The sequence below is a fragment of the Arthrobacter sp. MA-N2 genome, from assembly GCF_000517125.1.
Classification (GTDB): domain Bacteria; phylum Actinomycetota; class Actinomycetes; order Actinomycetales; family Micrococcaceae; genus Arthrobacter; species Arthrobacter methylotrophus.
In genome coordinates this window covers 363,567-388,321 of the sequence record NZ_KI912156.1, presented here as the reverse complement: position 1 = coordinate 388,321, position 24,755 = coordinate 363,567, and the positions used below count along the sequence as shown (strand labels likewise).

23 protein-coding genes and 2 pseudogenes are annotated in these 24,755 nt (G+C 63.2%); 20 read left to right on the top strand and 5 right to left on the bottom strand.

What is annotated here, in order from left to right; all coding sequences use genetic code 11:
* Positions 1-49 precede the first annotated feature (49 nt).
* The 9 genes from pcaH (at position 50) to A3M3_RS0120035 (ending at position 7,712) form a co-directional block, all read left to right on the top strand.
* A complete protein-coding gene (gene pcaH, locus A3M3_RS0120075) occupies positions 50-922 on the top strand; it encodes a protocatechuate 3,4-dioxygenase subunit beta (RefSeq protein WP_028267836.1) in 873 nt (290 codons plus the stop codon).
* Between the two features lie 4 nt (positions 923-926).
* The gene (pcaG, locus tag A3M3_RS0120070; RefSeq protein WP_028267835.1) at positions 927-1,502 is read left to right on the top strand and encodes a protocatechuate 3,4-dioxygenase subunit alpha; all 576 of its coding nucleotides are present in this window, start codon (positions 927-929) and stop codon (positions 1,500-1,502) included.
* On the top strand, positions 1,499-2,923 hold the full coding sequence (locus tag A3M3_RS0120065; protein WP_028267834.1) for a lyase family protein: 1,425 nt from the start codon (positions 1,499-1,501) through the stop codon (positions 2,921-2,923). The genes pcaG and A3M3_RS0120065 overlap by 4 nt, the downstream gene beginning before the upstream one ends.
* Positions 2,916-3,725 (top strand): alpha/beta fold hydrolase, encoded by an 810-nt coding sequence (locus A3M3_RS0120060; protein WP_028267833.1) that lies wholly within the window; start codon positions 2,916-2,918, stop codon positions 3,723-3,725. The genes A3M3_RS0120065 and A3M3_RS0120060 overlap by 8 nt, the downstream gene beginning before the upstream one ends.
* Entirely contained in the window at positions 3,722-4,162 is a 441-nt protein-coding gene (gene pcaC / locus A3M3_RS0120055) for a 4-carboxymuconolactone decarboxylase (RefSeq protein WP_028267832.1), read from the top strand. The genes A3M3_RS0120060 and pcaC overlap by 4 nt, the downstream gene beginning before the upstream one ends.
* Positions 4,163-4,241: 79 nt before the next feature.
* On the top strand, positions 4,242-5,471 hold the full coding sequence (locus A3M3_RS0120050; protein ID WP_028267831.1) for a thiolase family protein: 1,230 nt from the start codon (positions 4,242-4,244) through the stop codon (positions 5,469-5,471).
* 3 nt (positions 5,472-5,474) lie between these two features.
* Positions 5,475-6,134: a 3-oxoacid CoA-transferase subunit A gene (locus A3M3_RS0120045; RefSeq protein WP_028267830.1), complete on the top strand. Its 660-nt coding sequence runs from the start codon at positions 5,475-5,477 to the stop codon at positions 6,132-6,134.
* A gap of 1 nt (position 6,135) precedes the next feature.
* Complete coding sequence (locus tag A3M3_RS0120040) at positions 6,136-6,798, top strand: 3-oxoacid CoA-transferase subunit B (protein ID WP_028267829.1); 663 nt, start codon at positions 6,136-6,138, stop codon at positions 6,796-6,798.
* An 89-nt stretch (positions 6,799-6,887) separates the two neighbouring features.
* A complete protein-coding gene (locus tag A3M3_RS0120035; RefSeq protein WP_028267828.1) occupies positions 6,888-7,712 on the top strand; it encodes an IclR family transcriptional regulator domain-containing protein in 825 nt (274 codons plus the stop codon).
* Positions 7,713-7,779: 67 nt separating this feature from the next.
* On the opposite strand, the gene A3M3_RS26125 is transcribed toward A3M3_RS0120035, so the two are convergent.
* A complete protein-coding gene (locus tag A3M3_RS26125) occupies positions 7,780-8,724 on the bottom strand; it encodes an Lrp/AsnC family transcriptional regulator (protein ID WP_231497390.1) in 945 nt (314 codons plus the stop codon).
* Between the two features lie 274 nt (positions 8,725-8,998).
* On the opposite strand from A3M3_RS26125, the gene A3M3_RS0120025 reads away from it, so the two are divergent.
* The 8 genes from A3M3_RS0120025 (at position 8,999) to A3M3_RS0119990 (ending at position 18,874) form a co-directional block, all read left to right on the top strand.
* Entirely contained in the window at positions 8,999-9,847 is an 849-nt protein-coding gene (locus A3M3_RS0120025; RefSeq protein ID WP_028267827.1) for a transporter substrate-binding domain-containing protein, read from the top strand.
* A 75-nt stretch (positions 9,848-9,922) separates the two neighbouring features.
* Entirely contained in the window at positions 9,923-10,657 is a 735-nt protein-coding gene (locus A3M3_RS26120; protein WP_051423423.1) for an amino acid ABC transporter permease, read from the top strand.
* A complete protein-coding gene (locus A3M3_RS0120015; RefSeq protein ID WP_081736969.1) occupies positions 10,654-11,460 on the top strand; it encodes an amino acid ABC transporter ATP-binding protein in 807 nt (268 codons plus the stop codon). Before A3M3_RS26120 ends, A3M3_RS0120015 begins: the two co-directional genes overlap by 4 nt.
* Positions 11,450-12,478, top strand: a complete 1,029-nt coding sequence (locus A3M3_RS0120010; RefSeq protein ID WP_028267825.1) for a C-terminal binding protein — start codon at positions 11,450-11,452, stop codon at positions 12,476-12,478. Before A3M3_RS0120015 ends, A3M3_RS0120010 begins: the two co-directional genes overlap by 11 nt.
* A gap of 51 nt (positions 12,479-12,529) precedes the next feature.
* Positions 12,530-14,203, top strand: a complete 1,674-nt coding sequence (locus A3M3_RS0120005) for an amidohydrolase (RefSeq protein ID WP_028267824.1) — start codon at positions 12,530-12,532, stop codon at positions 14,201-14,203.
* A gap of 36 nt (positions 14,204-14,239) precedes the next feature.
* A complete protein-coding gene (locus A3M3_RS0120000; protein WP_028267823.1) occupies positions 14,240-15,835 on the top strand; it encodes a thiamine pyrophosphate-binding protein in 1,596 nt (531 codons plus the stop codon).
* On the top strand, positions 15,835-17,220 hold the full coding sequence (locus A3M3_RS0119995; protein ID WP_028267822.1) for an NAD-dependent succinate-semialdehyde dehydrogenase: 1,386 nt from the start codon (positions 15,835-15,837) through the stop codon (positions 17,218-17,220). Before A3M3_RS0120000 ends, A3M3_RS0119995 begins: the two co-directional genes overlap by 1 nt.
* Positions 17,221-17,260: 40 nt before the next feature.
* The gene (locus A3M3_RS0119990) at positions 17,261-18,874 is read left to right on the top strand and encodes a peptidase M20 (RefSeq protein WP_028267821.1); all 1,614 of its coding nucleotides are present in this window, start codon (positions 17,261-17,263) and stop codon (positions 18,872-18,874) included.
* A 28-nt stretch (positions 18,875-18,902) separates the two neighbouring features.
* Here the strand turns inward: A3M3_RS0119990 and A3M3_RS29065 are convergent.
* A pseudogene (locus A3M3_RS29065) lies at positions 18,903-19,061 on the bottom strand (ACP phosphodiesterase); the annotation flags it as partial.
* Positions 19,062-19,295: 234 nt separating this feature from the next.
* On the opposite strand from A3M3_RS29065, the gene A3M3_RS27705 reads away from it, so the two are divergent.
* The 3 genes and pseudogenes from A3M3_RS27705 to A3M3_RS29605 all read left to right on the top strand — a co-directional run.
* A complete protein-coding gene (locus A3M3_RS27705) occupies positions 19,296-19,373 on the top strand; it encodes a mycothiol transferase (RefSeq protein ID WP_231497389.1) in 78 nt (25 codons plus the stop codon).
* Positions 19,374-19,665: 292 nt separating this feature from the next.
* Complete coding sequence (locus tag A3M3_RS26115; protein ID WP_197023343.1) at positions 19,666-20,403, top strand: FadR/GntR family transcriptional regulator; 738 nt, start codon at positions 19,666-19,668, stop codon at positions 20,401-20,403.
* A 344-nt stretch (positions 20,404-20,747) separates the two neighbouring features.
* A pseudogene (locus A3M3_RS29605) lies at positions 20,748-21,599 on the top strand (IS1380 family transposase); the annotation flags it as partial.
* Between the two features lie 154 nt (positions 21,600-21,753).
* Here the strand turns inward: A3M3_RS29605 and A3M3_RS0119965 are convergent.
* Genes A3M3_RS0119965 through A3M3_RS0119955 form a run of 3 tightly spaced genes read right to left on the bottom strand, consistent with a single transcriptional unit; the run spans position 21,754 to position 24,731 of the window.
* Positions 21,754-22,608 carry an HpcH/HpaI aldolase/citrate lyase family protein gene (locus A3M3_RS0119965; RefSeq protein ID WP_197023340.1) on the bottom strand — a complete coding sequence of 285 codons (855 nt, stop codon included), beginning with the start codon at positions 22,606-22,608 and terminating at the stop codon, positions 21,754-21,756.
* A 32-nt stretch (positions 22,609-22,640) separates the two neighbouring features.
* On the bottom strand, positions 22,641-23,495 hold the full coding sequence (locus A3M3_RS0119960; protein ID WP_028267818.1) for an alpha/beta fold hydrolase: 855 nt from the start codon (positions 23,493-23,495) through the stop codon (positions 22,641-22,643).
* 33 nt (positions 23,496-23,528) lie between these two features.
* On the bottom strand, positions 23,529-24,731 hold the full coding sequence (locus A3M3_RS0119955) for a CaiB/BaiF CoA transferase family protein (protein WP_028267817.1): 1,203 nt from the start codon (positions 24,729-24,731) through the stop codon (positions 23,529-23,531).
* Between the last annotated feature and the right edge of the window lie 24 nt (positions 24,732-24,755).

Below are 24,755 nucleotides of genomic sequence, written 5' to 3'. Positions count from 1 at the left end.
AACCCAAGCAGAAACCACGAAAGCAACCACCCGAAAGGAGCCGGCCGTGCTGCTAGACGCAAATGCCGGGAACCACCAAGACGACGAGCTCGTACCGGCGGCCGAACCGCATGCCGGGCACGCGTCGTCGGACGCCGCTGCCGAAACCCAAGCGGATCTCAGCGCCGAGATCAAGGCCATAGGCGAGGCATACGCCCGGGCGCTCAAGGACGGTGCCGCACCGGAGACCCAGCCCCGCCTGGACTTCGCTCCGTACCGCAGCAGCATCCTGCGCCACCCCACCAAGAGCCTGCACCACGCAGACCCGGAGACCATCGAACTGTACTCGCCGGCGTTCGGGCACCAGGACGTGCATGCCTTGGAATCGGACCTCACCATCCAGCACAATGGCGAACCCCTGGGCGAGCGGATTATCGTGCAAGGCAAAGTGCTCGACGGCGACGGCCGCCCCGTTGTGGGCCAACTCGTGGAAATCTGGCAGGCCAACGCTGCCGGCCGCTACATCCACAAGCGTGACCAGCACCCGGCACCACTGGACCCCAACTTCACGGGTGTCGGACGCTGCATCACCGGAGCTGACGGCTCCTACCGCTTCACCTCCATCAATCCCGGCGCCTACCCGTGGAAAAACCACCTCAACGCGTGGCGTCCGGCGCACATCCACTTCTCCCTGTTCGGCACGGACTTCACGCAGCGCATCGTCACGCAAATGTACTTCCCGGGCGACCAGTTGTTCCCGCTGGACCCCATCTACCAGTCGATTGTGGACCAAGAAGCCCGGGACAGACTCGTGGCCACGTACGACCACGATCTGACAAGCCCCGAATGGGCGCTCGGCTACACCTGGGACATCGTCCTGAGTGGCTCGAAGCGGACCTGGACCGAAAATGAAGCCTTTGGCGACGCCGGAGACGAGGAGTAAGCACATGAGCAAGTTGATCCCCACCCCCGGCCAGACCGTTGGCCCGTTCTACGGCTACGCACTCCCCTTCAATAAGGACAACGAGCTTCTTGCCCCGGGCAGCGTCGGAAGCATCCGCCTGCAAGGCACCGTGTACGACGGCAACGGGGAAACCATCCCGGACGCGATCCTGGAGATTTGGCAGCCCGACTCCGAAGGCAACGTGGTCCAGCGCACCGGCTCCTTGGTCCGCGACGGCTACACCTTCACGGGGTGGGGGCGCGCCGCGGTAGGCAACTCGGGTGTATTCACCTTCACCACGGTCAATCCCGGACCCACCGAAGCAGGAGCTGCTCCGTTCATTTCAGTGGCCGTCTTTGCCCGTGGCCTCATGAACCGCCTCTTCACCCGCATCTACCTGCCGGAAAACGAGGAAGCGCTCGCGGCCGATCCGTTGCTCAGCTCCCTCGACCCCGAGCGCCGCAGCACCCTGATAGCCCGCCGCGATCCGGATGGCGGCCTCACGTGGGACCTGCGCCTGCAGGGCGAGAACGAGACGGTATTTCTCGACTTCGAGCGCGTCGAAGGCGCCTCCCATTGAGTGGCGACGGCGATTTCGGGCTACTCAGCCCGGTTTCGGCGTCGCCCGCCGTGGCGGCACTGACGAGTGACCGTGCGGTCGTCGCGGCCATTCTTGACGTCGAGGCCGCCTGGGCGTCGGTGCTCGACGAGGCGGGCCTCGTGCCCGCTGGTTCCGCCGCCGTCGTCGCGCAAGCTGCCGACGACGACGCCTTCGACGTCGCTTCCATCGCTGAACGCGCACAAGGCGGCGCCAACCCGGTCATCCCGTTGCTGGCCGACCTCCGGCTCCGGGTCAAAGAACTGGACGCCAGCGCGATGGCCGCCGTACACACCTCGCTGACCAGCCAAGACGTTCTGGATTCTGCCCTGATGCTGCTGGCGCGCCGCGTCGTCTCGGCGCTTCTCGTCGAAGTTAGAAGTACGACGACGTCGCTCGCCGCCTTGGCGGAGGAGCATGCCCAGACGCTGTGCGTGGGCAGGAGCCTCACCCAGCACGCGCTGCCGTATACCTTCGGGCTCAAAGCGGCGCAGTGGTTCCACGGGGTGGCCGCAGCGGGGCGACGCCTGGAATCGCTGCAGTTGCCCGTGCAGTTCGGCGGGGCCGGCGGCACCCTGGCCTCAGGCACCGTACTGACGGAAGGTTCGTCGTCGAACCCGTTTGCGCTGGCAGATGACCTGGCCGCGAAGCTGGGTCTGGCTGACGTTCCCGCTCCGTGGCATACCGACCGGCTGGCCGTCACCTCTCTCGGCGATGCTCTGGCGTCCTTGACGGACTCCTTTGGCAAAATCGCTGTGGATCTCCTGTTCCTTAGCCGCCCCGAAGTCGCCGAGTTGGGGGAGCCGCTTGCCGCGGGCCGTGGCGTGTCCTCCGCGATGCCGCAGAAGCAGAACCCGGTGCTGTCTGTGCTCATCCGCAGTGCGGCGCTCCAGGCACCAGGCTTGGCAGCGCAACTGCACCTGGCTGCGGCCAACTTCAACGATGAACGCCCGGACGGGGCCTGGCACAGCGAATGGCAGGCTATGCGGGGATTGCTGCGGCTGGCTCTCGGTGCCGCAATCCAGCTCCGTGAGCTTGCCGAAGGACTTCGCGTCTTCCCCGAGGCGATGCGCCGCAACCTGGACATCTCCGGGCCATTGCTGCTCAGCGAAGCCGTGGCGTCCTCGCTTGCTCCACTCCTTGGCGCGGACCGAGGTGAGGCGAAAGCAAGGCTGCAAGCCGTCGTCGACGAGACCCTCCAGGCGACCGCAGCGGAGCAGCCCCGGATCTACACCAAGCTTCTTCGCGAGGCCGTCCCGCCCAGCAAGCTCTCAGACGAGGAACTGACGGCGCTGCTGGAGCCGGCCAACTATCTCGGCGAGGCCGTCGAAATCAGCCGCCGCATCCTGGCCGCTTACCCGGAATTTTCACACCCCAACCCGAAGGGAGCCGATCGTGGCTAAGCCCAACGTCAAGGCCGTGTTGCTATCCCCGCAGCGCATCCTGGGGGAGAAGCCCCTCCTCGTCGTGGGAAACTCGCTCGGAACGTCTACGGTGCTGTGGACCGAGACAGCAACCCTGCTGGGCGAGGAGTTCGACATCATCGGCTGGGACCTTCCGGGCCATGGAGTTTCGCCCGCGGCCGCCGAAACTTTCAGCGTGGCCGAACTGGCCGACGCGGTGGTGGACCTGGTGGATTCGATCGCGCCCGGCGCGGTGTTCCACTACGCGGGAGTTTCCCTGGGCGGGGCAACGGGCCTGCAATTGGGCATCAAGCACGGCGAACGCCTCAAGAGCCTGTCCGTGCAGTGCACCGGGGCGAAGATCGGCACGCCGGAAGGGTGGCTCGAGCGTGCCGAGACGGTCCGCGCGCAGGGTACTGCCGTGATGATTCAAGGTTCCGCGCAGCGCTGGTTCGCCCCGGGTTTCATGGATCGCCAACCGGTGGTCAGCAGCCGACTCCTGCATGTCCTGCGGGACGCCGACCGCTTCAGCTATGCCTTCTGTTGCGAAGCCCTCGCTGGTTTCGATGTCCGCGCCGAGCTCGGCGGCATCACCGTCCCCACGCAGGCGCTGGCCGGCGTCGAGGACACTGTTGCGCCGCCGTCGTTCGCTGAAGAAATCGCCGATGGCATCAACAGGGGGACCCGCGCAGGCGGCGCTGTTTCCGTGGGGCTCGACGGCGTCGGGCACCTTGCCCCCGCGGAGGCGCCTGGCGTCGTCGCGGAGCTCATGCGGACCTTCATGACGGAGGCCGGCAAATGAGCGCCAATCCGTCCCAAGGCGCTGTCCAGCGTGGCGCCACCTCGCAGGAAATCTACGACGCCGGCATGGTGGTCCGCCGTGAAGTGCTTGGCGATGCCCACGTGGACCGCGCCAACGCCAAGAAGGATCCTTTCACCGAGGACTTCCAGGACATGATCACGCGGATCGCGTGGGGAGGCATCTGGACCCGGCCGGGCCTGACTCGGCAAATGCGCTCTGCCGTCACGATCACCGCAATGGTGGCGCACGGGCACTGGGAGGAGCTGGCCATGCACATCCGCGCGGCCATCACGAACGGGCTGAGCAGGGACGAAATTAAGGAAATCCTGCTGCAGACCGCCATCTACTGCGGAGTTCCCTCCGCCAACACCGCGTTCAAGACTGCCCAGGCCGTCTTCGCCGAGCTAGACAACACCCCCATCCCTTCCCCCAACTAGCTCGCAGTTGTTGTCGGTTTGAGCCCTCATAACGACAACAACTGCGAGCTAGTTGGGATTACCGAATGTAGAGGAACTTATGAACCAGGCTTTTGTGTACGATGCCGTGCGCACCCCTTTCGGAAGGTTCGGCTCCGGTCTTGCCGGGGTCCGTCCGGATGACCTCGCGGCCCATGTGGTGCGCGAAGCCGTCAAGCGCGCCCCGGCCTTGGATGTTGAGCGGATCGATGAGGTGGTCTTCGGGAACGCCAACGGTGCGGGGGAGGAGAACCGCAACATCGCCCGCATGGCCACCCTGTTGGCGGGGCTGCCGGTCTCGATCCCGGGCACTACGGTCAACCGGCTGTGCGGCTCGTCGCTGGATGCTGCCATCATTGCTTCGCGCCAAATCAACGCCGGCGACGCCGAGCTCATGTTGGTGGGCGGCGCCGAGTCGATGTCGCGTGCCCCGTGGGTGTTGCCCAAGACTTCCAAGCCGTACCCGGCCGGTGACATGACCCTGGCTTCGACCACCCTGGGCTGGCGCTTGGTCAACCCGGCGATGCCGAAGGACTGGACCGTTTCCCTCGGGGAGGCCACCGAGCGCTTGCGGGAGAAGTACGGGATCACCCGGGAGCGGCAGGACGAGTTCGCCGCGGCCTCGCACAACCTGGCTGCGGCCGCCTGGGACGAAGGCTTCTATGACCAGTTGGTGACCCAGGTTCCTGGCACGGATCTGGTCCGCGATGAAAGCATCCGGGCAGGCTCGACGGCGGAGAAGCTCGCCGGGCTCAAGACAGTGTTCCGGCCCGAATCCTCCGGGGTTGAGGGGGGAACGGTCACCGCGGGCAACGCGTCCCCGTTGTCCGACGGCGCCTCCGCGGCGTGGATCGGCAGCGAAAGCGCCGCCGGGCTGCTGGGACTGGAACCGCTGGCCCGGATCGCGGGCCGCGGGGCCCACGGCAACGATCCGCAGTTCTTCGGCTATGCACCGGTGGAGGCGGCGAACAAGGCACTCGCGAAGGCGGGCATCGGCTGGGAGCAGGTGGGCGCCGTCGAACTTAACGAAGCGTTCGCGGCGCAGTCCCTGGCGTGTATTGATGCGTGGGGGATCGACCCGGAAATCGTGAACCGGCACGGCGGCGCGATCGCGATGGGCCACCCTTTGGGTGCCTCCGGAACCCGGATCCTGGGGACGCTGGCCCGCAGCCTGCAGGCTTCCGGTCAGCGTTGGGGCGTCGCGGCGATCTGCATCGGCGTCGGGCAAGGCCTGGCTGTGGTGCTCGAAAACGTCACTGCCGGCACTTCGGCACAAACGGTTAAGGGTTAGAAAATGCTGAATTTTATTGACACTGTTGGCGAGGCAGTCTCCGGCATCACGGACGGCTCCACTGTGATGATCGGCGGCTTCGGCAATGCCGGGCAACCGTTCGAACTGATCGACGCGCTGCTGGACTGCGGCGCCACCGAGCTCACCGTGGTGAACAACAACGCCGGCCAGGCCGATCAGGGCCTGGCGCTGCTTATCAAGGAAGGACGGGTCCGCAAGATGATCTGTTCCTTCCCGCGCCAGTCCGATTCCTGGCACTTCGATGCAAAGTACAAGGCCGGGGAAATCGAACTCGAGCTCGTTCCGCAAGGCAACCTGGCCGAGCGCATCCGGGCCGCCGGCGCCGGAATCGGCGGCTTCTTTACCCCCACCGGCTACGGAACCATGCTGGCAGAGGGCAAGGAAACCCGGCTGCTGGACGGCAAATGGCAAGTGTTCGAGACCCCTATCCACGCCGACGTCGCGCTCATCAAAGCGCTCAAAGCTGACGGCAAGGGAAACCTCGTCTACCGCAAGACGGCCCGGAACTTCGGCCCCATCATGGCTGCCGCGGCCAAGCACACCATCGTCCAGGTCTCCGAGATCGTTCCCACCGGCGCCCTGGACCCGGAGAACGTGGTGACCCCCGGAATCTACGTCAACAGCATCGTGAAGGTGGCATGACATGAGCATCCAAACCAACATCCAGACTTCCCCCACGCCGCTCGGCCGGCTTGACCTCGCGCGGCTCGTGGCCCGGGACATCGCCCCTGGTTCCTTCGTGAACCTTGGCATCGGACAGCCCACGCTCGTTTCCAACTACCTCACGGAAGATCAGAACATCACGCTCCACACGGAGAACGGGATGCTCGGCATGGGTCCGGAAGCCAAGGGCGACGAGATCGACGGCGACCTTATCAACGCCGGCAAGATTCCCGTCACTGAGCTCCCGGGGGCGAGCTACTTCCACCACGCCGATTCCTTTGCGATCATGCGCGGCGGCCACCTGGATATCTGCGTGCTGGGCGCTTTCCAAGTCTCCGCCAAGGGAGACCTCGCGAATTGGCACACCGGGGCGCCGGACGCGATCCCGGCCGTCGGCGGGGCGATGGACCTGGCTACCGGCGCGAAGGACGTGTTCGTCATGATGACGCTCCTGACCCGCGACGGCGAGTCTAAACTCGTCGATACCTGCAGCTACCCGCTCACCGGTGTGGGCTGCGTGACGCGGGTGTACACGGAGAAGGCCGTGTTCCTGACAGGGCCCGACGGCGTGCGGGTGCGTGAGACGTTCGGCTGCACGTTCGAAGAACTCCAAGCCTTGGTCCCGGTCCCGCTGCTGCACTGACAACCGCCAGCGCGAACTGGCGGCAGATGCCCTCTGGAAAGACTTTAAGGGGCATCTGCTGCCAGTTCGCGCCAATAAGATTGGTAACCATGACCGATGCAGCAGTAGCCGGGGCGCCGCGGACACGCGCTCCTCAGGCGAGTGACCAGTACGTGCAATCACTGGCCCGTGGCTTGTCCGTGATCCGCGCGTTCGACGCAGCCCACCCCGTCATGACGCTCAGTGAGGTGGCGGCGCGCACCAACCTGACCCGCGCCACCGCCCGCCGGTTCCTGCACACCCTCGTGGAGCTGGGTTATGTCCGCACGGACGGTAAAACCTTCGCCCTGACGGCGATGGTGCTGCAGCTCGGCTACTCCTACTTGTCGGCATTGTCCCTGCCCCAGCTCGCGCAGCCGCACCTTGAAGACCTCTCACTGAACCTGGGGGAGTCCACGTCGGCCGCGGTGCTCGATGGCATGGACATCTTCTACGTAGCCCGGGTGACAACGCGCCGCATCATGACGGTCGGAATCTCGGTAGGCACCCGCTTCCCGGCCTACGCGACGTCCATGGGGCGCGTGCTTCTGGCGAATCTTCCGCCGCAGAAACTGGACGAATACCTGTCTGCGGTGGAGTTCAAAGCCCTGACGCCACGCACCATCACGGCCCGTGAAGAACTCGTGGCCGAGCTGAACCGCGTGCGCAAGCAGGGCTGGTGCCTGCTGGACCAGGAGCTGGAAGTCGGACTCATGTCGATCGCCGCGCCCGTCTGGAACCACAATGCGGGCCATGTGGCTGCCGCGGTCAATGTCTCGCTTCAGGCCCAAAATGTCGCAGCGCAGCCGAACCCGGAGGCCTACCTCGAATCGGTCAGGGAGCAGATCGTGGAAACTGCCAGGGCGATATCGCGGGACGTCTCGGCAAAGCATTAAGTCGGGGGCGCTGATGGTGCTCCACGATCGAGGAATACCATGCGCATGTGTGGGACGAGAGTTCCGGTTATGCGGTGCGAGGGTGGCCGTATCCATCGGACTCGGTCTGCGCCTCGAGCATTTTGTCCAGTGGCCTGTCGTAGCGCTCCTGGATGATCCTCAGGTGCAGCCAGGTCTCCACATTGGCAACGGAGCCTAGCGCTCGAACCTGGTCCAGGGTCTCATGCATTTCGTCCATGGAGCTGACTCCCACCGTGGCGACCAGGTCGTGGCGGCCGAAGCATGTGGCCAGAAATTCCAGTCCCGGAGTCCTACCGAAGAAGTCGACGACTTCTTCGGTACCGGAGATAGTGGAGATGCCGAGTCCGAAGGCCATGGATTTTGATGATGCGGAGCGGCTTCGCACCGGTCCGACCTGCATGACCCGTGCATCGATGAGGCGCAGCACGCGGATCCTTGCCGCGCTGGTAGATAACCCTACTTTTTCGCCGAGCATCTCAAAGCCCATGCGTCCATCGAGCTGCAATTCACTCATGATCTTCAGGTCGAGCTGATCAAGCTCGAGGTCTGGCGAGGGTGGTTCCTTGCCTAGGAAGAGGCTGCGAACCACATCTTTGTACATCAGGACGTCGACGCCAGCCACGCCGTCCGTGGCCCGGATTGCTTCGACCTGTTTGTAGAGTTCCGGCACTGTTGGAAGGCGGAGCTCTGTGATGATTCCATAGCGGCCGGTAGTGAGTGAAGCGAAGACCGCTCCTTCGAGTTTCGAGAGCTTGGCCAGTGCCGGCCCGGCCGAGCCGCTGAGCTGGATAGACACGTGGGCAACGGCGTTCAAGCCAAGCACCCGCGGATGCACGGCGGCGACAATACGCAGCTCGCCTGAGTTGGTCAGCTCATTGAGCTTCGCTGTGGCCAGTGACCGCGTGACCCCAAGCTTCTTTGCGAGGTCGCTAAACGAGGCGCGGCCATCGGTCTGCAGCACGCGGATGAGCCTGTCGTCCAGATCATTCATGGTCTTCACAATAATCGCCTAGTTTCGTGGGACGCGGTGCCGCACCGCCGCGGTCCAGATGGACTGTCATTCACTCTCAATAATCTCATGAATGCTGTGCTTCGCAATCCATTTGGCGAGATAGAGTGCAGAAAGATTTCAAAAAACTTGTCAAATAGCACTTTCGCCGCAAAAACGTTTGACTTGAGTGTGGATTCTCCATACTGTGGTGGGTGTCACCTCGTCATCCCCGACTCTGCGCTACGGCGCGATCCATAGTTCATTGGAGAACTGCATGTTCAAGTACATGAAGCCCGCGCTGGCCGCCGCGGCCGTGGTCCTGGCGCTAAGTGGCTGCGGAAACGCCGCCGCGTCCAGCCCGGCCGGACAGGCGTCAGCCAACGCCCCGGAAGGCCTGACCACCAGCGGCAAGCTCACCCTCTGCATCGACCCTGAGTATGCTCCACTCGAGTACTACGCCAACGGTTCCGGCGGCGACATCGCAGGGTTCGATGCTGACGCGGCGCGCGCTCTGGCCAAGCACTGGGGCGTTGAGGCGAAGTTCGAAGTCACAACCTTCGATGGGCTGATGCCTGGCCTGCAGACACGTCGATGTGACGCCATTTTCGGTGGCCTGTATATGAGCCAGGCACGTCTCCAGGTGGCAGACGCCGCGCCCGTCATGAAGGCAGGGCCGACGATCGTGGCCAGCCCCGCAAATGTCGATAAGTTCAAAACCCCGCTGGACCTCTGCGGACACTCGGTCGCTGCCCAGGCTGCTTCTTCCAACGCTGCCCGTATTACTTCCCTCAAGGACGAGTGTAAGCAAGCCGGCAAGGACGAGCCTCGATTGACTGAATACCCGAAGACGGCTGAAACCGTTCTAGCTGTGATCAACGGCAAGTCCGACGCCCTCATTGAAACCAACGTCGCCGCCGCGTACATGGCTTCACAGAATGAGGGCAAACTAGCTGTCGCTTCCAAGATCTTCCCGGCAGATACCACTTTCGGTGTCTTCACCCGTAAAAACAACACTTTGACTCCGGCACTCGCTCAAGCGTTGAAGGACCTCCAGAAGGACGGCACCCTGGCCAAGATCGCCACGGATAACAAGCTGGAAGCTTCGATCGTCGACGTCGGCTAGTCACGCAATTCCCCTTACCGCGCGGGCCGTTGCAATCGCAGCGGCCCGCGCAACCATTACGAAAGGAAAGATCTGATGGAGTTTGACGTCAGCATCTTCGTCCACCAGCTCATCAGTCCCAGCTATGTTCAAGGCGCCCTCATCTCGGTCGCCGTGGCAGCGCTCTCGCTCGTGCTCGCAACCGTCATCGGATTCGCGGTAGCCATGGGACGCACGTCCAAGTCCCGCTTCTCCCAAGGCGCGGCGGGTGTCTACACTTGGTTCTTCCGGGCCATTCCAGCGTTGCTGGTATTGCTAATCATCTGGAACGCTCTCCCGCAGCTGTTCCCGGTGCTCCGCCAAGACTGGTTCTCGCCTTTCATCGCTGCCTTCATTGGCCTCGGAATCGTGGAAGCCGCTTTCATGGCAGAAATCATCCGTTCGGCCCTCCTGAGCATCGATGAGGGTCAAGGGCTCGCCGGCCGGGCACTCGGAATGTCGCCGGCCAAGGTCATGACCAAGATTGTCCTTCCGCAGGCAATCAGAATCGCGCTTCCCCCCACAGGCAACGAATTCATCGGTCTGGTCAAGTTCTCCTCACTCGCGTCGGTGATCTCCCTTCAAGAGCTCCTCACCACGGCCCAGGTGGGTGTCAATATCACGTTCCGCTACGCCGAGTTCTACGCTGCGGCAATCATTTACTACCTGATAATCGTCAGCATCCTCACCGTCATCCAAAGTTACGTGGAAAAGAAGTTTCTTTGGACGTCCAAAGCCAAATCCAAGAAGGACCTGGCGCAGAAGCCTGCAGGCCAAGGAGTTTTCTCATGAGCAAGAATGTGCCGAACGCGGGCCTCAGTGCTTGGACACCCTCCGATCCGGTGCTGCAAGTCCGGGATCTTCACAAGAGCTACCATGGCCAGCAGGTCCTCCAGGGCGTCGAATTCGATATCAACCAAGGCCAGGTCAAGGCCGTCCTGGGACCTTCGGGATCAGGGAAGTCCACGATGCTTCGCCTCATGGCATTGCTCGAGCCGGCCGACAGCGGTGACATCCTGCTCAGAGGTCGCAGGATCGGCGTACGTGAGGACAAAACCCCTGCGGTTCTGCTCCCGGAACGGGAGTTGGCCAGGCAACGCCGTGACATCGGCATGGTGTTCCAAAAGTTCAATCTCTTCCCGCACCTGTCCGCTTGCCGGAACGTAATGCTCGGCCTGACTTCGGTCAAGGGCGTCCACCACAAGGAAGCCGAAGAACTCGCGATGTCCATGCTGGAGCGGGTTGGCCTTTCCCATCGCGCCGGCCACTACCCATCCGAACTTTCCGGTGGGCAACAGCAACGAGTCGCCATTGCCCGGGCGCTGGTCATGAACCCTTCCGTGCTTCTTTTCGACGAGCCGACCTCGGCCCTCGATCCGGAACTCGTCGGCGAAGTCCTGGACGTCATGGAAGGCCTGGCCAACGACGGCATGACCATGATCGTGGTCACTCACGAGGTTCGCTTCGCCCGGCGGGTAGCCGACGAAGTCACGTTGTTCGACAGCGGAGTGATCGTGGAACAAGCCACTCCGGATGAGTTCTTCGACAACCCCCAGCACGCGCGTAACAGAAAGTTCCTCAGCCATGTCCACTAACAGCAACCCGGCCCGCAGACACCGCCCCGTGGCCGTCTACACGGACATGGAAGATCTGGAATTCTCCGCCGGCCAGAGGCTGCTCGAGGACCACGGCTTCGACGTCAGGTATCTGGGCACCCAGGACCCTGCCGCCATCGCGGAGCAAGCGAAAGATGCAGAAGCCCTGCTGGTGGGCTACGCGCCAATCACGGCGGAGGTCATGGACGCGATCCCGGGCCTGAAAATCATCGCCCTGGTCTCCATGGGCTACGACAACATCGATCTGGAAGCCGCCAAGGCGCGCGGCATTTGGGTCAGCAACCTTCCCGGCGTCGCCACCGAGGAAGTCGCCTCGCACGCACTGGCACTGGCACTCGCCGCTGCACGTGAAATCCCGTATTTCCATCGTGCAGTGGAACGCCAGGACTGGAACTCCCGCCCGGAAGCCAAGGTGTTCCGGCTGAGCCAGGAACGGCTGGGGCTCCTGGGCCTTGGCCGGATCGGAACCCGCCTCGGAGACATGGCATCACGGGTCTTCGGAGAAGTAGTGGGCTATGACCCCTACCTGCCGGACACCGCGGAAACGCGCGCCATGCTCGCCAACGCCGGCATCCGGCGCGTAGAACTTGAGGAAGTCATCCGCACGTCAACCGTCCTCTCCCTGCACATGCCGCTGACCCCGGAGACCGAGCACATCATCAACGCCGAGACCCTCGGCCGCATGCGACCAGGCTGCTTCCTGGTCAATGTCAGCCGTGGCCAGCTGATCGATAATGATGCGCTGCGCGCCGCCGTCGACTCCGGGCATGTCCGGGGTGCCGCACTGGACGTGCTCGACGTCGAACCGGCACCGGCCGGCCATCCCCTCATGGGCCACCCGCAAATCCTGATCACTCCGCACGTGGCATTCCTCTCGGACCATACGCTGGCCGAATACGTCAGGGTCCAGGCCCAGAACGTCATTTCGCTGGCAACGGCAGGCACTCCCGACACCCCCCTTTTCGCCCTTGACACGATGATGAGCACTGCCAGCTGACGCATCGGCTCTGCACACCGCCACGCAATTTTCTACCAGCAAAGGCTTCCCATGTCATTCCTGGCATCCCACGAAATTTCCCCTATAGCGCCCGCCGCAACGCTGTTCTTCGGCGGCCGTATCCGGACCCTCGACGCGCTGAACTCCGTTGCGGAGGCGATGCTGGTGATCGGCAACCGTGTTGCCGTTGTCGGAACGCGACAAGAGTGCCGCGATACGGCGCTCGAACTGACCACCCGGGTCCCCGAACTGGTGGACCTCCAAGGCCGCACGCTGGTGCCCGGCTTCATCGACCCGCACGCGCATCCCCTGATGTACGGACAGTTGCTGTCCTGGGTGGACTGCGGACCGGAAGCCGCGCCGGACATCCCCACCATGCTGGAATTGCTGGCGAAGGCTGCCGCTGACAATCCCGGAGACACTCCGATCCGTGGCTACGGCTACGAGCACCGCAACCTAGCCGAGCAACGCCACCCCACGCGGCAGGAATTCGACACCGTTTCCGCCACACGCGAGGTGTACGTCATGAACGCGAGCGGCCACGGCGGGGTGGTGAACTCGTACGTCCTCGCGAAGGCCGGAGTGGACCGTAACACTCCCAACCCGCCGGGAGGCACGTTCTTCCGGGACGCCGACGGCGAGCTGACCGGCGAGCTCTCCGACGCCGCCTGCGACATCCTCACCGGAGACCAAGGCGTCAAGCTGGGGCACCACGGACCCAACTTCCATCTGGGAGACAGCAAGGAACACCACCGCGCCCAATTGCTGCACGCCCAGCGCGAGTTCCTCAGCCACGGCGTGACGACCATCGGCGATGCGCAGGTCACCAAGCGCGAGTTTGGTGCCTACCTGGACCTCGTGGAGCGGGGCGAACTGGTGACTCGCATCAACGCCTACTTCCTCTCGAGCCTCCTCGACGAAGTGCTGGAACTGGGCATCGTGGACAAGTTCGGCGATTCCCTCCTCTCCTTCGCCGGCATCAAACTCTATGCGGACGGCACGCTCGGTGGTTGGACTGCGTACTTCCCGGAGGGCTACCGCGACGACCCCTGCCGCACGGGTTCCCTGTACCACGAGCCGGCCGAGTACCGGGCACTCGTGGCGAAGGCGCACAGTGCCGGGCTACAGACGGCAACCCACGCCCAGTCGCCCACCGCGATCCAATTGGTGCTGGACGCGGTCAGCGAGGCTCTTGCGGAGAGCCCGCGGGCAGACCACCGGCACCGAATCGAGCACTGCGGGCTGCCCACGCCGAAACAGATTGACAAGATGGCCGAGCTGGGCATCATGCCGGTCAACCAGCCGCAGCATTACTTCAACTGGGGTCCCGGCGTCACGGATGCTATCGGTTCCCCGGGCGAGCGATTCAACCCGCTCGGCGAATTCGTGGCCGCGGCAGTCCCTGTGACCATGAGCTCCGATGCTCCCGTGGCCGATCCCCGTCCGCTGGAAGCCATCCAGACGTCCGTGACCCGCAAGACCCGCTCCGGCGTCCAGCTGGGCGGGGACAATCTCAAGATCGACGTCGTCGAAGCCCTCCGCGCCCACACAATCAACGGTGCGCGCGCCATGGGCCGCGAGAAGGACCTCGGTTCCCTGGAGCCGGACAAGCTGGCCGACTTCGTGATCCTCGCCGCGGACCCCCTGGAAGCCCCCGAAGGCGACATCAGCGGCATCGAAGTTGTGGAGACCTGGGTCAACGGAGCCCTTGTCTACCGCAACTGATCTCTCCGAGTCGCTCAACAATTCAAAGGATTTTCCATGACAAGCACCATTCCCACGGCCAACGTCGGCCTCGCCGTCATGACCACGCTGCGGAACTACGGGATCGACACGATTTTCGGGATCCCCGGCACCCACAACCTTGAGTTCTACCGGCACCTGGCCCCGTTGGGGATCCATCCGGTGACCACGCGCCACGAGCAAGGTGCCGGGTACGGCTCCGACGGATGGAGCCAGCTCAAGGGGCTTCCCGGCGTCGTGATCACTACCTCCGGCCCCGGCCTCTTGAACGCCATGTCGGCAGCGGCGACCTCCTACTGCGAGTCCCGCCCGATGATTATCCTGTCCCCGGGCGCACCCCGCGGCAGCGAATTCTCGGACATCGGGCTGCTGCACGAAACCAAAGACCCCACGGGCGCGGTCCGCGCCCTGATTGGGCGCAGCACCCGCGTTTCCAGCGGCGGCGAGGCCGTGGAGCTCATCCACCAGGCCTTTGAGCTGTTCGCTCACGGACGTCCCCGTCCGGTGCACATCGAGATTCCCCTGGATGTCTTGGAATCGGCCTCCGACGTCGCCCCCTCCGCACTGGAGGCGCGCCCCTTGGGTGCCCCGATGAGGGCGGCCGATGACGTTATTGCGGAGGCGGTCGCAGCTTTGCGTGGTGCGTCGAAGCCGGTCATTCTGGCAGGCGGCGGCTCCCTCGGAACCGGGGATGCGCTCGTACGGCTGGCCGAAGCGTTGAACGCCCCAGTGGTCACTACCATCAACGGCAAGGGCGCCATCCCTGAATTCCACGAACTATCCCTGGGCTCGGAGATCCGTCTGAACGCCGCTCAGCAGCTCTGCAACGACTCCGATGCCCTGCTGATCATTGGTTCCAAAGTGGGAGAGTCCGAACTTTGGGGCGGGAACATCGCACCGCTCGGGGCCTGCATCCGGGTCGACATCGATCCTGGACAGATGACCACCAACGTGGAGGCGACCGTCAGGCTGGTGGGAAATGCCGCAGCCATTGTGCCGCAGCTCCTCGATGGACTGGCAGGACACCAGCCGGTTGCGACGCCGGAACTGGATGCAATGCGGCAAGGTCTTCGCGCCGAGGCCCGCGCCATGGCCCCGGAACTGGCCAAAATCAACGATATCTTGGCCGATGCGTTGCCGGCGGACACCGTCATCGCCGGTGATTCCTCACAAATCACTTATTTCGGAACTACTTCCTTCTTCCCCATGCAGGCCCCGCACCAGCTCCTCTACACACCGGCATATGCCACTCTTGGATACGGGCTGCCAGCAGCGATTGGCGCGAAGGTCGCCGAACCGGAGCGAACCGTTGTTTGCCTGCTGGGTGATGGGGCGCTGATGTTTGCGGTGCAGGAATTCATCACCGCAGTGGAGCAGGACGTGGACCTACCGATCATCGTGGTGGACAACGGCGGCTACGGGGAAATCCGGCAGAACATGGTGGACCGGAACATCACCCCCGTCGGTGTGAACCTTGTCCAGCCGGATTGGGTACGACTGGCCGAAGGCTTTGGGCTGGCCGGATATCGGGTGGAGTCCTTGGACCAACTCGCCGAGACTGTGACGAAGGCCCTGACCGTGAACGGTCCTAGCTTGATACACGTGATCATCTAATGGCCGCCGCTGCCTTCCGGGTACTCAACCCGGCAAACGGGGAGCTCCTGGCTGAATTTCCCGAGACAACTCCGGCCCAGCTGGAAGAGGCCGTGGTGTCGGCGCGAAGTGCGTTCGAGCTCTGGGGCGCTACGACGGCCGAGGGGCCCGGGATTCAACGGAGATCCGTCGTGCTTCAGCGTGCCTCCGAACTCCTTCTGGAGCGCAAGGATGAACTGGCGCTCCTGGGCACAGAAGAAATCGGCAAACTCCTGTCGGAGTCCGTGGCTGAGGTGGAGCTGTGCGCGGAGATCTTCGCGTATTACGCAGAAAACGGGCCTGCGTTCCTTGCGGACGAGTCCCTGGAATTCCCGGGTGCCGTGTTGCAGCGCCGCCCCCTGGGGCCGATCTTGGGCATCATGCCGTGGAACTACCCGTACTACCAGCTGGTCCGGTTCATCGCACCGAACCTGATGCTTGGCAACACGCTGCTCGTCAAACCGGCGCCTGCCTGCCCCCGATCCGCCCTTGCCTTGGAGCAATTGCTGCTCGACGCCGGTCTGCCGACCGGCGCCTATCAGACGGTGCTTGTCAATGTGGAGCAGACCGCTGTCCTGCTCGCTGACCCCCGTGTGCGAGGCGTCTCCCTGACAGGCGGTGATCGGGCAGGACAAGCGGTGGGCGCGCTAGCAGGAGCTCACTTGAAGAAGCATGTCCTGGAGCTCGGCGGCTCGGACGCCTTTATCGTTCTGGACACCGCGGACCTGGATTTCGTGGTGAAATTGGCGGCGGCAGCCCGTATGGAAAATGCCGGACAGGCCTGCAACTCGCCCAAACGCTTCATCGTCGCCACCGCCTTGTACGAGGACTTCGTCCGGGCCCTCGATGCCAAACTTGCCGAATATGTGCCGGGAGACCCACTGAATCCCGGGACCACGCTGGCCCCCATGTCCTCTACTGCGGCGGCGAAGTCACTGATCGCCCAAGTGAACGCTGCCGTCGCTTCCGGTGCAACCTTGCACCGGGGCGGGACCATGGCATCCGGCCGGCCTGGAACCGCCTTCGTGACGCCGGCCCTGTTGACCGGCGTACGTCCGGGAACCCGCGCCTATAACGAGGAACTCTTCGGCCCGGTGGCCGTGGTGTATCGCGCGGAAGACGAGGACGACGCCGTCAGGCTGGCCAACGATTCGCCATACGGTCTGGGTGCCACGGTCTTCACCGGTGACGCTGCCGCGGCAGCGCGCATGGCCGAGCGGCTCGAAGTGGGCATGGTCAGCGTCAACCGGCTGGCGCCGTCGTCGGCTGCGTTGCCTTTCGGGGGCGTCAAGAACAGCGGCGTCGGACGGGAACTGGGGCCACTTGGCATGGACGAGTTCGCGAACCGGAAGCTCGTAGTCCGCTGAATCACGTAATGAAATCTTTGAATTCCGAGGAAGGAACCCAATGAGCAGGACGATCAAGAGCACAGAGTTGAAGGCCACGGCCTGGGGGTGGGTGGAGCAGCAGAAAGAGCAGCTTTCTGCATGGCACACGAATATCTGGGAACTGGCCGAGCCGGCTTGGCGCGAATACGAGTCCTGCGCCTGGTACGTGAGAACCCTGCGCGAACATGGTTTCACCGTGGAGGAATGCAGCGGGGGCATGCCCACCGCGTTCGCTGCCGAGTGGACAAGTCCCGCCGGTCCCGGGGCAAGGATCCTTGGCTACGCCGAATACGATGCCATCCCGGGAAACTGCCAAGCGGCATCCACCAAGCGGGAGCCCCGTGCCGGCATGTCGCGCTTCGCTCCGGGCCACACGGATCCACATTCGGCCCTGGGTATCTCGACGCTCGCCGGCTTCTTGGCGGCGAAGGACGCAATGGAGCAGCACAACATCCCCGGCACCTTGGTATACACCGGTGAGCCGGCCGAAAAGGTCCAGGGATCCAAGGTTGTCCACGGCCTGCGCGGCTACTACGACAACCTGGACGCAATCATCTCGTACCACCCGTTCTACATGATGCCCCTGTGCAATACCGCGCGCTGGGACACTCATTGCGGTTCGTACTACAGCAAGATCTACACCTTCACTTGCGACAGTCCAGAGGGCTGGAACAACACCTACGGCGATAGTCCTATCCCGTCGTCGCACTCTGCCGCCAGGGCGCCGGGAGCGGATGCCGCACTGTTCACGATGTTCTCGCTGACCAAAACTACCCAGGACTCCATGCTTCCGCAGGCGGGTGGATGGTCGCTGTCGGAAGCGATCCTCACGGCTGGGCAGGCGACGGCGGACAACCAGCCTGCGGGACTAGCCCAGATCCAGTACTCGTGGCGTTGTCCGAGCCTCGCCGAAGCCGACTCGGTACTCGCCGTGCTCGATCGCAACGCGGAACTCGCCGCGGCTGCCTCGCACTGCAGCGTTAGTACCCGGTGGGTGGCGCGCAACCGCCCGGGCATCGCCAACCATACGGTTGCCCAAGTGGCGTGGGAGAACATCGCTGCCGTGGGTGCACCCGTTTTGGATGGGCGGGCCTTGGAGATCGGACGTGAAATCCAAGCCTCGTGCGGGGTAGAGCCCATGGAGAATCCATTCCACCCGGCAACCGCGGAGCTCATCAGTCCGCAGGACGCCGAGGCCGAACTGCGCAGGCATATACCGGCAACACAGCAGAACTGGACCAGTGATGACTATGTTGAGATGACTTGGTATGCGCCCACCATCCGCTTCTACACGGCAAGGCCCACGCTGGCACCGGATGAGAAGGGCACCGCGTACCCGGGCTGGGCCATGACCGCCCTGGGCGGAATACCCGAGACGATCGACCCCACCATCACGGCGACAGGCAAGATGATTGCCGGAATGGTCCTGGACCTGCTGACGTCTCCGGAAGTCCTGGCGGAGGCGAAAGCAGAGTTCGACGCCGAGAAGCGTCGCCGCGGTTCGGTGGAGCCGCTGCTCCCGCCGAACTTTAGTGCGCCCACGGATTTCCGCTGGCCTGAATACATCGGGGAAGGCAAAGCGCGTGAGTGGTGGATCCCCGTGTCCGAAGAGGCGTGGAACACTGCCGGGTGAGCCGACGCGCCACCGAGCCCGACCCGGGTTACCGCGTCAGTTTGGCATCGTCAGGGTGCTCGTCGCCGATGTGCCCTGGTACGTTGGCGGCGAGGACCCGCTGGACGAATGCGCTGTATTCCTCCATGTAGTGCCGTAGGACTTGCGCGGTGCCCTCGTCTTGAACTGTTCCGTCCTCGTTGTAGGCGGCGGGATTGAGGGTAGTCGATGTCGTAGTCCGGGCTGTACACGGGCAGGTCCTTGATGGGGATCTCGGTGAATTCGAGTTCCTCCACTGAGCTGCCGAGGAATCACCTGCGCAGCTCCGGGCGCTCTGGCAGGATGTCGTGTACCGCTCCCGCTCACGGGTCGCCGACGCAATGGTCGACGGCGACCTGGGCCGGCTGGACGCGCGCACCTAGTCCGATGGATCGTTCTCCACATGATCGAGGAGTACGCCCGGCACAACGGCCATGCCGATCTCCTCCGGGAGTCGATCGACGGGCTCACCGGCGAGTAAGCGTCGCCCTGGGCACGCTGGGGTGCGGTTGTTGGATGAGTTCCTCCACGCTCGCTCCTGACCCGGGGAAATGGCCGCGGGCTGTGAACGAGCCGAAAACAACAGTGTCCTGTTGAAGGCCCTGAGAGGCGCGGAACTGAAAAATAGAACTCAATCGACGGTCCTCTGTTATTATGGCTATAGTATTCATCATTGTTAAGTGATGACGAAAAGCGTCGGAGTTGGTGGCGAAACGAACATGGATTCAATGACTAATAACACGACCAGTAACACGCCCAGGCATGCTTGGCCTATGGGTTCAGCAGCCCCTGCTCTCGGTCGGCCGGTCAAAATCGCTGAACGGATCGCCTCGATTATTGTGACGATGATAATCGAAAGTAATTTACAGCCGGGCGACCGTCTGCCAAATGAAGCGGACATGCTCGAGCAGTTCGACGTGGGTCGAGGTTCCTTGCGCGAGGCCCTGCGCATTCTGGAGACCTATGGCCTGATCAATCTACGTTCCGGTCCTGGTGGTGGCCCCGTGCTTCTCGATGTCAGTCCTAGTGATGTGAGCCGCAGCTTCTCGCTCTTTCTCAACCTTAAGGGATCGACTATCCGCGAGCTCGTCGAGGCCCGCAAAATCATTGATCCTCTCGTCGCCCGCATGGCAGCGGAGGCCGTAACCCCTGAATCTGCTGCCATGCTCCGCGCCGCCCTGGACCGCGAAGCGTCATTCAGTGATACGCGCGGCGTGGTGGACGCGGCAAACGATGTGCACTATGTGCTCTCCAGAATGACCGACAACAGCGTCTTCAACCTCCTAGCGACGGCACTGAAAGAGATGTATACAACGCGTTTGACGGCTACCGGACTGGCCGAGCGGCTCGCTCAGCCACATCTGCACTCCGAGCACCGCGAGATCGGCGAAGCGGTGATCGCAGGAAACGCTGATCTGGCCGAGGCTCTCATGCGCGCGCACCTTAGCCGAAGCCTCGACGGCGCGCTTGAGGCCACCGGATTCGGGTCAACCGTCATCACTTGGGGCTAACCTATCGGGTGCGCTGACCGTCGGGTCTACTCAATCCTTGAGCCAGATGGTGTTTTCGAGGAGGACAACCCCAACACAGCCGGTCAGGGAAGCTGGCGGTCCCTGTTGTTCCGCACTTTCCCAGAAGGTCGCCTGTGGTCACGGAAGGGTATCGCCAATCGCGGCGATGCCGTTTTCGACAGAAAATCACCACTGATTCCCGAGGCCGTATTGGCTGGCGCAAGAACCGGAATGAGTCTTGCGCCGGGAACCGACAGTGCAAAAAGGGACGTCCAGACCGTCTTAACCCGGGGTTTTAATGGCAGGTCTGTAGGACGCTGCCGGGGCCCGGAACCCGGCGGCCGCCGCTGATCGTTGACTTGGATGCCACGTTGGTGGCCTCGCACGGTGACAAGGAACTGGCCGCGGGCCGTTCAAGGGCGGGTACGGTTTCTCCCCGTTCATCGCTAGTATCGATTACGGCACGGGCAACGGCACCGGGGAAATCCTCGCCTGCGTGTTGCGGCGCGGCAGCGCGGGCGCCAACAGCGCCGATGACCACATCCGTGTCTTCAAGACCGCCACGGCCCAGTTGCCCGAGAGCTTCTTCCCCGATGGAAGGCAGGACGGGCAGGGGAGCCTGGTCCGCACCGACAAATGCCGGCGCCTCGCGGAAGTTCTTCTGGCACCTGCATGCCTTAGGCGTACAGTTCTCCGTCTCGTATCCGGTCCCGCCAGCAAAAGCCGACATGATCGACTGGACCAACGACAAAAAGTACTGGCAACCGGCCCTGGACCAGCAATGGGGTCGACCGCCCCGCTGGGTGGGTCATCGACGCCACTGAAGTCATCGCGCTGAAGGACTCTCCGTCGGTGACCAACATCTACCTGCGGGCCGAGCCTCTGTACCCCGGCGCGGGCCAGACCCTGCTGGACCTGGACGGCCACCGCATCACCGCGTTCTTGACGAACGCACCGCGCTGGCACGGCCCGCTCCTGGACGCACGCCACCGTTCTACGACTCCGCCGCGAACCAGGCCTGGGCCAACATCGCAGCCGTGGCCAGCAACCTCGTCACCGCCGGGAAAATCACCACCCGCGCCAGACGCAGGCAGCTGCTCCTGCCCGAGGCTGCACCGGAAAGAGCACTCATTACGTGGATGCTGGAAGCGATCAAAGGGCTGCGCCACGCACAGCCGATGAAAAATCGAGACTAATACAGCGCCCGATGCTTTCGGTCGGGTTACCGTCGGTCCTGGCCGGGGAACGATAAGGATGCCTTCTAAACGGTCCACCCGCCTCCCGGAGGCATTTGCTCCTGCTCCAGACAGTCCAGACAGCCTCTTGCAAATTGGGCAACGCCCTAGACTGTCAACCGGTGGTAACCCGGTCCAGCAACAGTTTTGCCACCCGGTAGTCCGGATGCGTAATAACGCGTCCGTGCAGAACCGCTGCCGGGTCGCCGTTATAAACAGCCGCGTCATAGGCCACACAGACGGCCCGCGCCTGCGTGACCTCGGCCTCCGTTGGTCGCATTACCTCATTGATGATCGGTAGATGCGTCGGTGAGACAGCGATACAGGCCGTGAATCCGAGATTGGACCAGGACTGCACCAAATCCCGCACTTTGTCTAGGTCCTTGTAGTCGGGGATAAGCGATCCGCCGGTCGCAAACAATCCGTACGCGGCAGCCGTGACTGCGATCCTCGAGCGTGCGTAGCCATTGCTGACAGCTGACAATCCGCCATTCGAGTCGAAGGGCTTCGAACCGATGTCGGCGGCGAAGTCGACATAGCCGAAGTGCAGCCCAACCACGGCGGGATGGGCTGCAATTCGTTCGATCTCAAGCAAGGCGCGACCGGTCTCGATCATCACGTGCAGGGGATGCTTATGACCCGCCGCTTCCAGAATCCGCACGATCTCGTCAAGCTCATCGGCGGACTCGACCTTTGGATACGAGATCACGAAGTCGGCAGAGATTCCGCCGAGGGCCATCAAGTCCTCGACTCCCCAGGGGGAGTTGAGGTTGTTGCAGCGCACGATGATGCGCCGCCCACCGAAGTAAGCGACGTCATCAAGTGCCTGGACGATACGCTCGCGCACGATCGCCTTATTCTCGGGAGTCGCCGAGTCTTCAAGGTCGAGCATGATCCCGTCGGCGTCGACCTCGGGGATCTTGGCCCAATACTTTTGATTCAGGACCGGGACCTCGATGAGACTCACCATCGAGGCAAATTCCTCGCGCGCCGACATGACGCTCAACGCGCGACCAAGTCGCCGGCAAAGAGCTCACGAAGCGATGCGGAGAACTCCTCTGGCTTCTCGCGCGGGATGTAATGGCCCGTGTCGAACCACTGCGCGGCGGCGTTAGGCATGACAGAGGTCATGCGGTCCACGAGCCCTTGGTCGAGCACGTTGCTGGTCCGGCCGATCATCAGCAGGGTTGGCATGGTCAGCTTCTCCGACATCGACCAGAGGTAGGGGATGTCGGGCAGGCTCGCTGATCCGGTGATCCACTGCACGTCCGGATCTGCTTTGAGTACAAGCTTTCCTGCCCAGTTCTTCCGGAGCTGGTGCTCGACGTGCAGATCGATGAATTCGGGGACCCAGCTCGGATGCTCGTTCTCGTAATAGGTTCGGGCCTCGTCCGAGTTGCGGAACCCGCGGATGGAGACGGTGCGCTGGATGAAGTCGCGCATGAACTCTGCCCCGGCGCGGGTTGTCTCGGGGCCGGCATCGGAAAGGGCGAGGGTTTTCACGGTTTCAGGGCGTTCGCCCGCCATTGCGATGGCCACGCGCACGCCGGCGGAGTGACCGACTAGATGGACCGGACCGATTCCGAGAGCATCGACGAGACCGTTCATGTCGTGGGCGAGAGAACGCACTCGGTAGCCCGCTCGGCTCCAGTCGCTGTCGCCATGGCCGCGGAGATCGGGCGCTATGACGTGGTAATTCCGGGCCAGGTCGCGGGCGATGGGGTCCCAGGTGTGGGCCTGGACGTTCAGGCCGTGCAGAAGGAGAACGGGTTCGTTCCCCGGTGTTCCCCATTCAAGGTAGTGGATGCCAACACCGTCAATTTCTAACCGGCCGTCTTGGTATTCGTGTGCACTCATCTTTATTGTTCCCTGTCTACTATCGCTCGTGAATCAGATTGTTCCGGCGGTCCGGAGTTCGGCGAGCTGTTGCTCGCTGCGGCCAAGTACTTCTCCGAAGAAGGAATCGGTATGCTCGCCGAGGGCAGGCGCCGTGCGCCAGACTTGTCCGGGGTGGTTGGTCAGGCGCGGGAAGACGTTCTGCATCCGGACCGTTCCGAGATCGGGGTCCTCAATTTCAACCACGCTCTCGCGTTCCTTATATGTTGGATCATCGAGGATGTCGGAGACGGCGAAGATCGGGGATGCTACTACTTCGCGTTCGATCATCTCGGCCATGCACTCGTGGAGGGTGTGCATGGAGATCCATTCGCCCAGCAGATTGTCCAGCCGCTCGCGCCTCTCGACCTGCATTGCTGACGTGGCGTAGTTCTCGAGAGGTTCCCCCACTAGCGCTGCGACGTTCTGGACTGAACGCGGCGTTCCGGAGGTTACGGTCATCCACCGTTTGTCGGCGGTCTGGAACGTGTTGATCACCGCCGCTGGTGCGGCGGAGAGTTGATTCCCCATGCGGCTCGGGTTCTCGCCCAGCTGGTCGTAGAAGATCACTTGCCATTCGATCAGGCGATAGAGGCCGTCATAGAGGGCCAGGTCGATCCATTCACCCGCGAAATCAGGATCGGTGTTCTTACGGTGCAGCGCGGCCATGATCGCGAAGGAGCCCATGAGGCCCGTGACGGAGTCGCCGTGTGAGAATCCCGTGTGTACGGGGGGGCCGTCGGGGAAGCCGGTGATGTTCACGACGCCGCTCATGGCCTCGCCTACTTTTCCGAAACCCGGCGAATTGCGCTTTGTGGTCGCCACACCGTAACCAGTGACCTGGAGCATGACGAGCTTGGGGTTGATGGCGTTCAGGGAGCGAAAGTCGAGCCCCCATTTCTCCAGCGTGGAAACGCGGAAGTTACAGATGACCACATCTGCCCAAGCGGCCAGTTCACGAGCCAGCTCCCGCCCCTCCTCAGTGCGGAGGTTTACTGTTACTGATCGTTTGTTTCGTGAAGAGACCTTCCACCACAAGTGAACCCCGTCCTTGGTCGGTCCGGCCTGGCGTTGCGGGTCGCCGGACTTGGGGTCTTCGACGTGTATGACGTCGGCCCCCAGGTCGGCAAGCAGCGTGCCAGCAAGTGGACCGGCGATCACATGGGCGAACTCGACCACCTTCAGGCCGCTGAGGGCCCGTGGATCTTGGTTAGTCACTTTTTAACGCTCTTTTCTCTCAAT

Coding starts and splice junctions, on each gene's coding strand:
- pcaG (WP_028267835.1), top strand. CDS start 927: ATGAGCAAGTTGATCCCCACCCCCGGCCAGACCGTTGGCCCGTTCTAC.
- pcaC (WP_028267832.1), top strand. CDS start 3,722: ATGAGCGCCAATCCGTCCCAAGGCGCTGTCCAGCGTGGCGCCACCTCG.
- A3M3_RS0120050 (WP_028267831.1), top strand. CDS start 4,242: ATGAACCAGGCTTTTGTGTACGATGCCGTGCGCACCCCTTTCGGAAGG.
- A3M3_RS0120045 (WP_028267830.1), top strand. CDS start 5,475: ATGCTGAATTTTATTGACACTGTTGGCGAGGCAGTCTCCGGCATCACG.
- A3M3_RS0120040 (WP_028267829.1), top strand. CDS start 6,136: ATGAGCATCCAAACCAACATCCAGACTTCCCCCACGCCGCTCGGCCGG.
- A3M3_RS0120035 (WP_028267828.1), top strand. CDS start 6,888: ATGACCGATGCAGCAGTAGCCGGGGCGCCGCGGACACGCGCTCCTCAG.
- A3M3_RS26125 (WP_231497390.1), bottom strand. CDS start 8,724: ATGAATGATCTGGACGACAGGCTCATCCGCGTGCTGCAGACCGATGGC.
- A3M3_RS0120025 (WP_028267827.1), top strand. CDS start 8,999: ATGTTCAAGTACATGAAGCCCGCGCTGGCCGCCGCGGCCGTGGTCCTG.
- A3M3_RS26120 (WP_051423423.1), top strand. CDS start 9,923: ATGGAGTTTGACGTCAGCATCTTCGTCCACCAGCTCATCAGTCCCAGC.
- A3M3_RS0120015 (WP_081736969.1), top strand. CDS start 10,654: ATGAGCAAGAATGTGCCGAACGCGGGCCTCAGTGCTTGGACACCCTCC.
- A3M3_RS0120010 (WP_028267825.1), top strand. CDS start 11,450: ATGTCCACTAACAGCAACCCGGCCCGCAGACACCGCCCCGTGGCCGTC.
- A3M3_RS0120005 (WP_028267824.1), top strand. CDS start 12,530: ATGTCATTCCTGGCATCCCACGAAATTTCCCCTATAGCGCCCGCCGCA.
- A3M3_RS0120000 (WP_028267823.1), top strand. CDS start 14,240: ATGACAAGCACCATTCCCACGGCCAACGTCGGCCTCGCCGTCATGACC.
- A3M3_RS0119995 (WP_028267822.1), top strand. CDS start 15,835: ATGGCCGCCGCTGCCTTCCGGGTACTCAACCCGGCAAACGGGGAGCTC.
- A3M3_RS0119990 (WP_028267821.1), top strand. CDS start 17,261: ATGAGCAGGACGATCAAGAGCACAGAGTTGAAGGCCACGGCCTGGGGG.
- A3M3_RS27705 (WP_231497389.1), top strand. CDS start 19,296: ATGATCGAGGAGTACGCCCGGCACAACGGCCATGCCGATCTCCTCCGG.
- A3M3_RS26115 (WP_197023343.1), top strand. CDS start 19,666: ATGGGTTCAGCAGCCCCTGCTCTCGGTCGGCCGGTCAAAATCGCTGAA.
- A3M3_RS0119965 (WP_197023340.1), bottom strand. CDS start 22,608: ATGGTGAGTCTCATCGAGGTCCCGGTCCTGAATCAAAAGTATTGGGCC.
- A3M3_RS0119960 (WP_028267818.1), bottom strand. CDS start 23,495: ATGAGTGCACACGAATACCAAGACGGCCGGTTAGAAATTGACGGTGTT.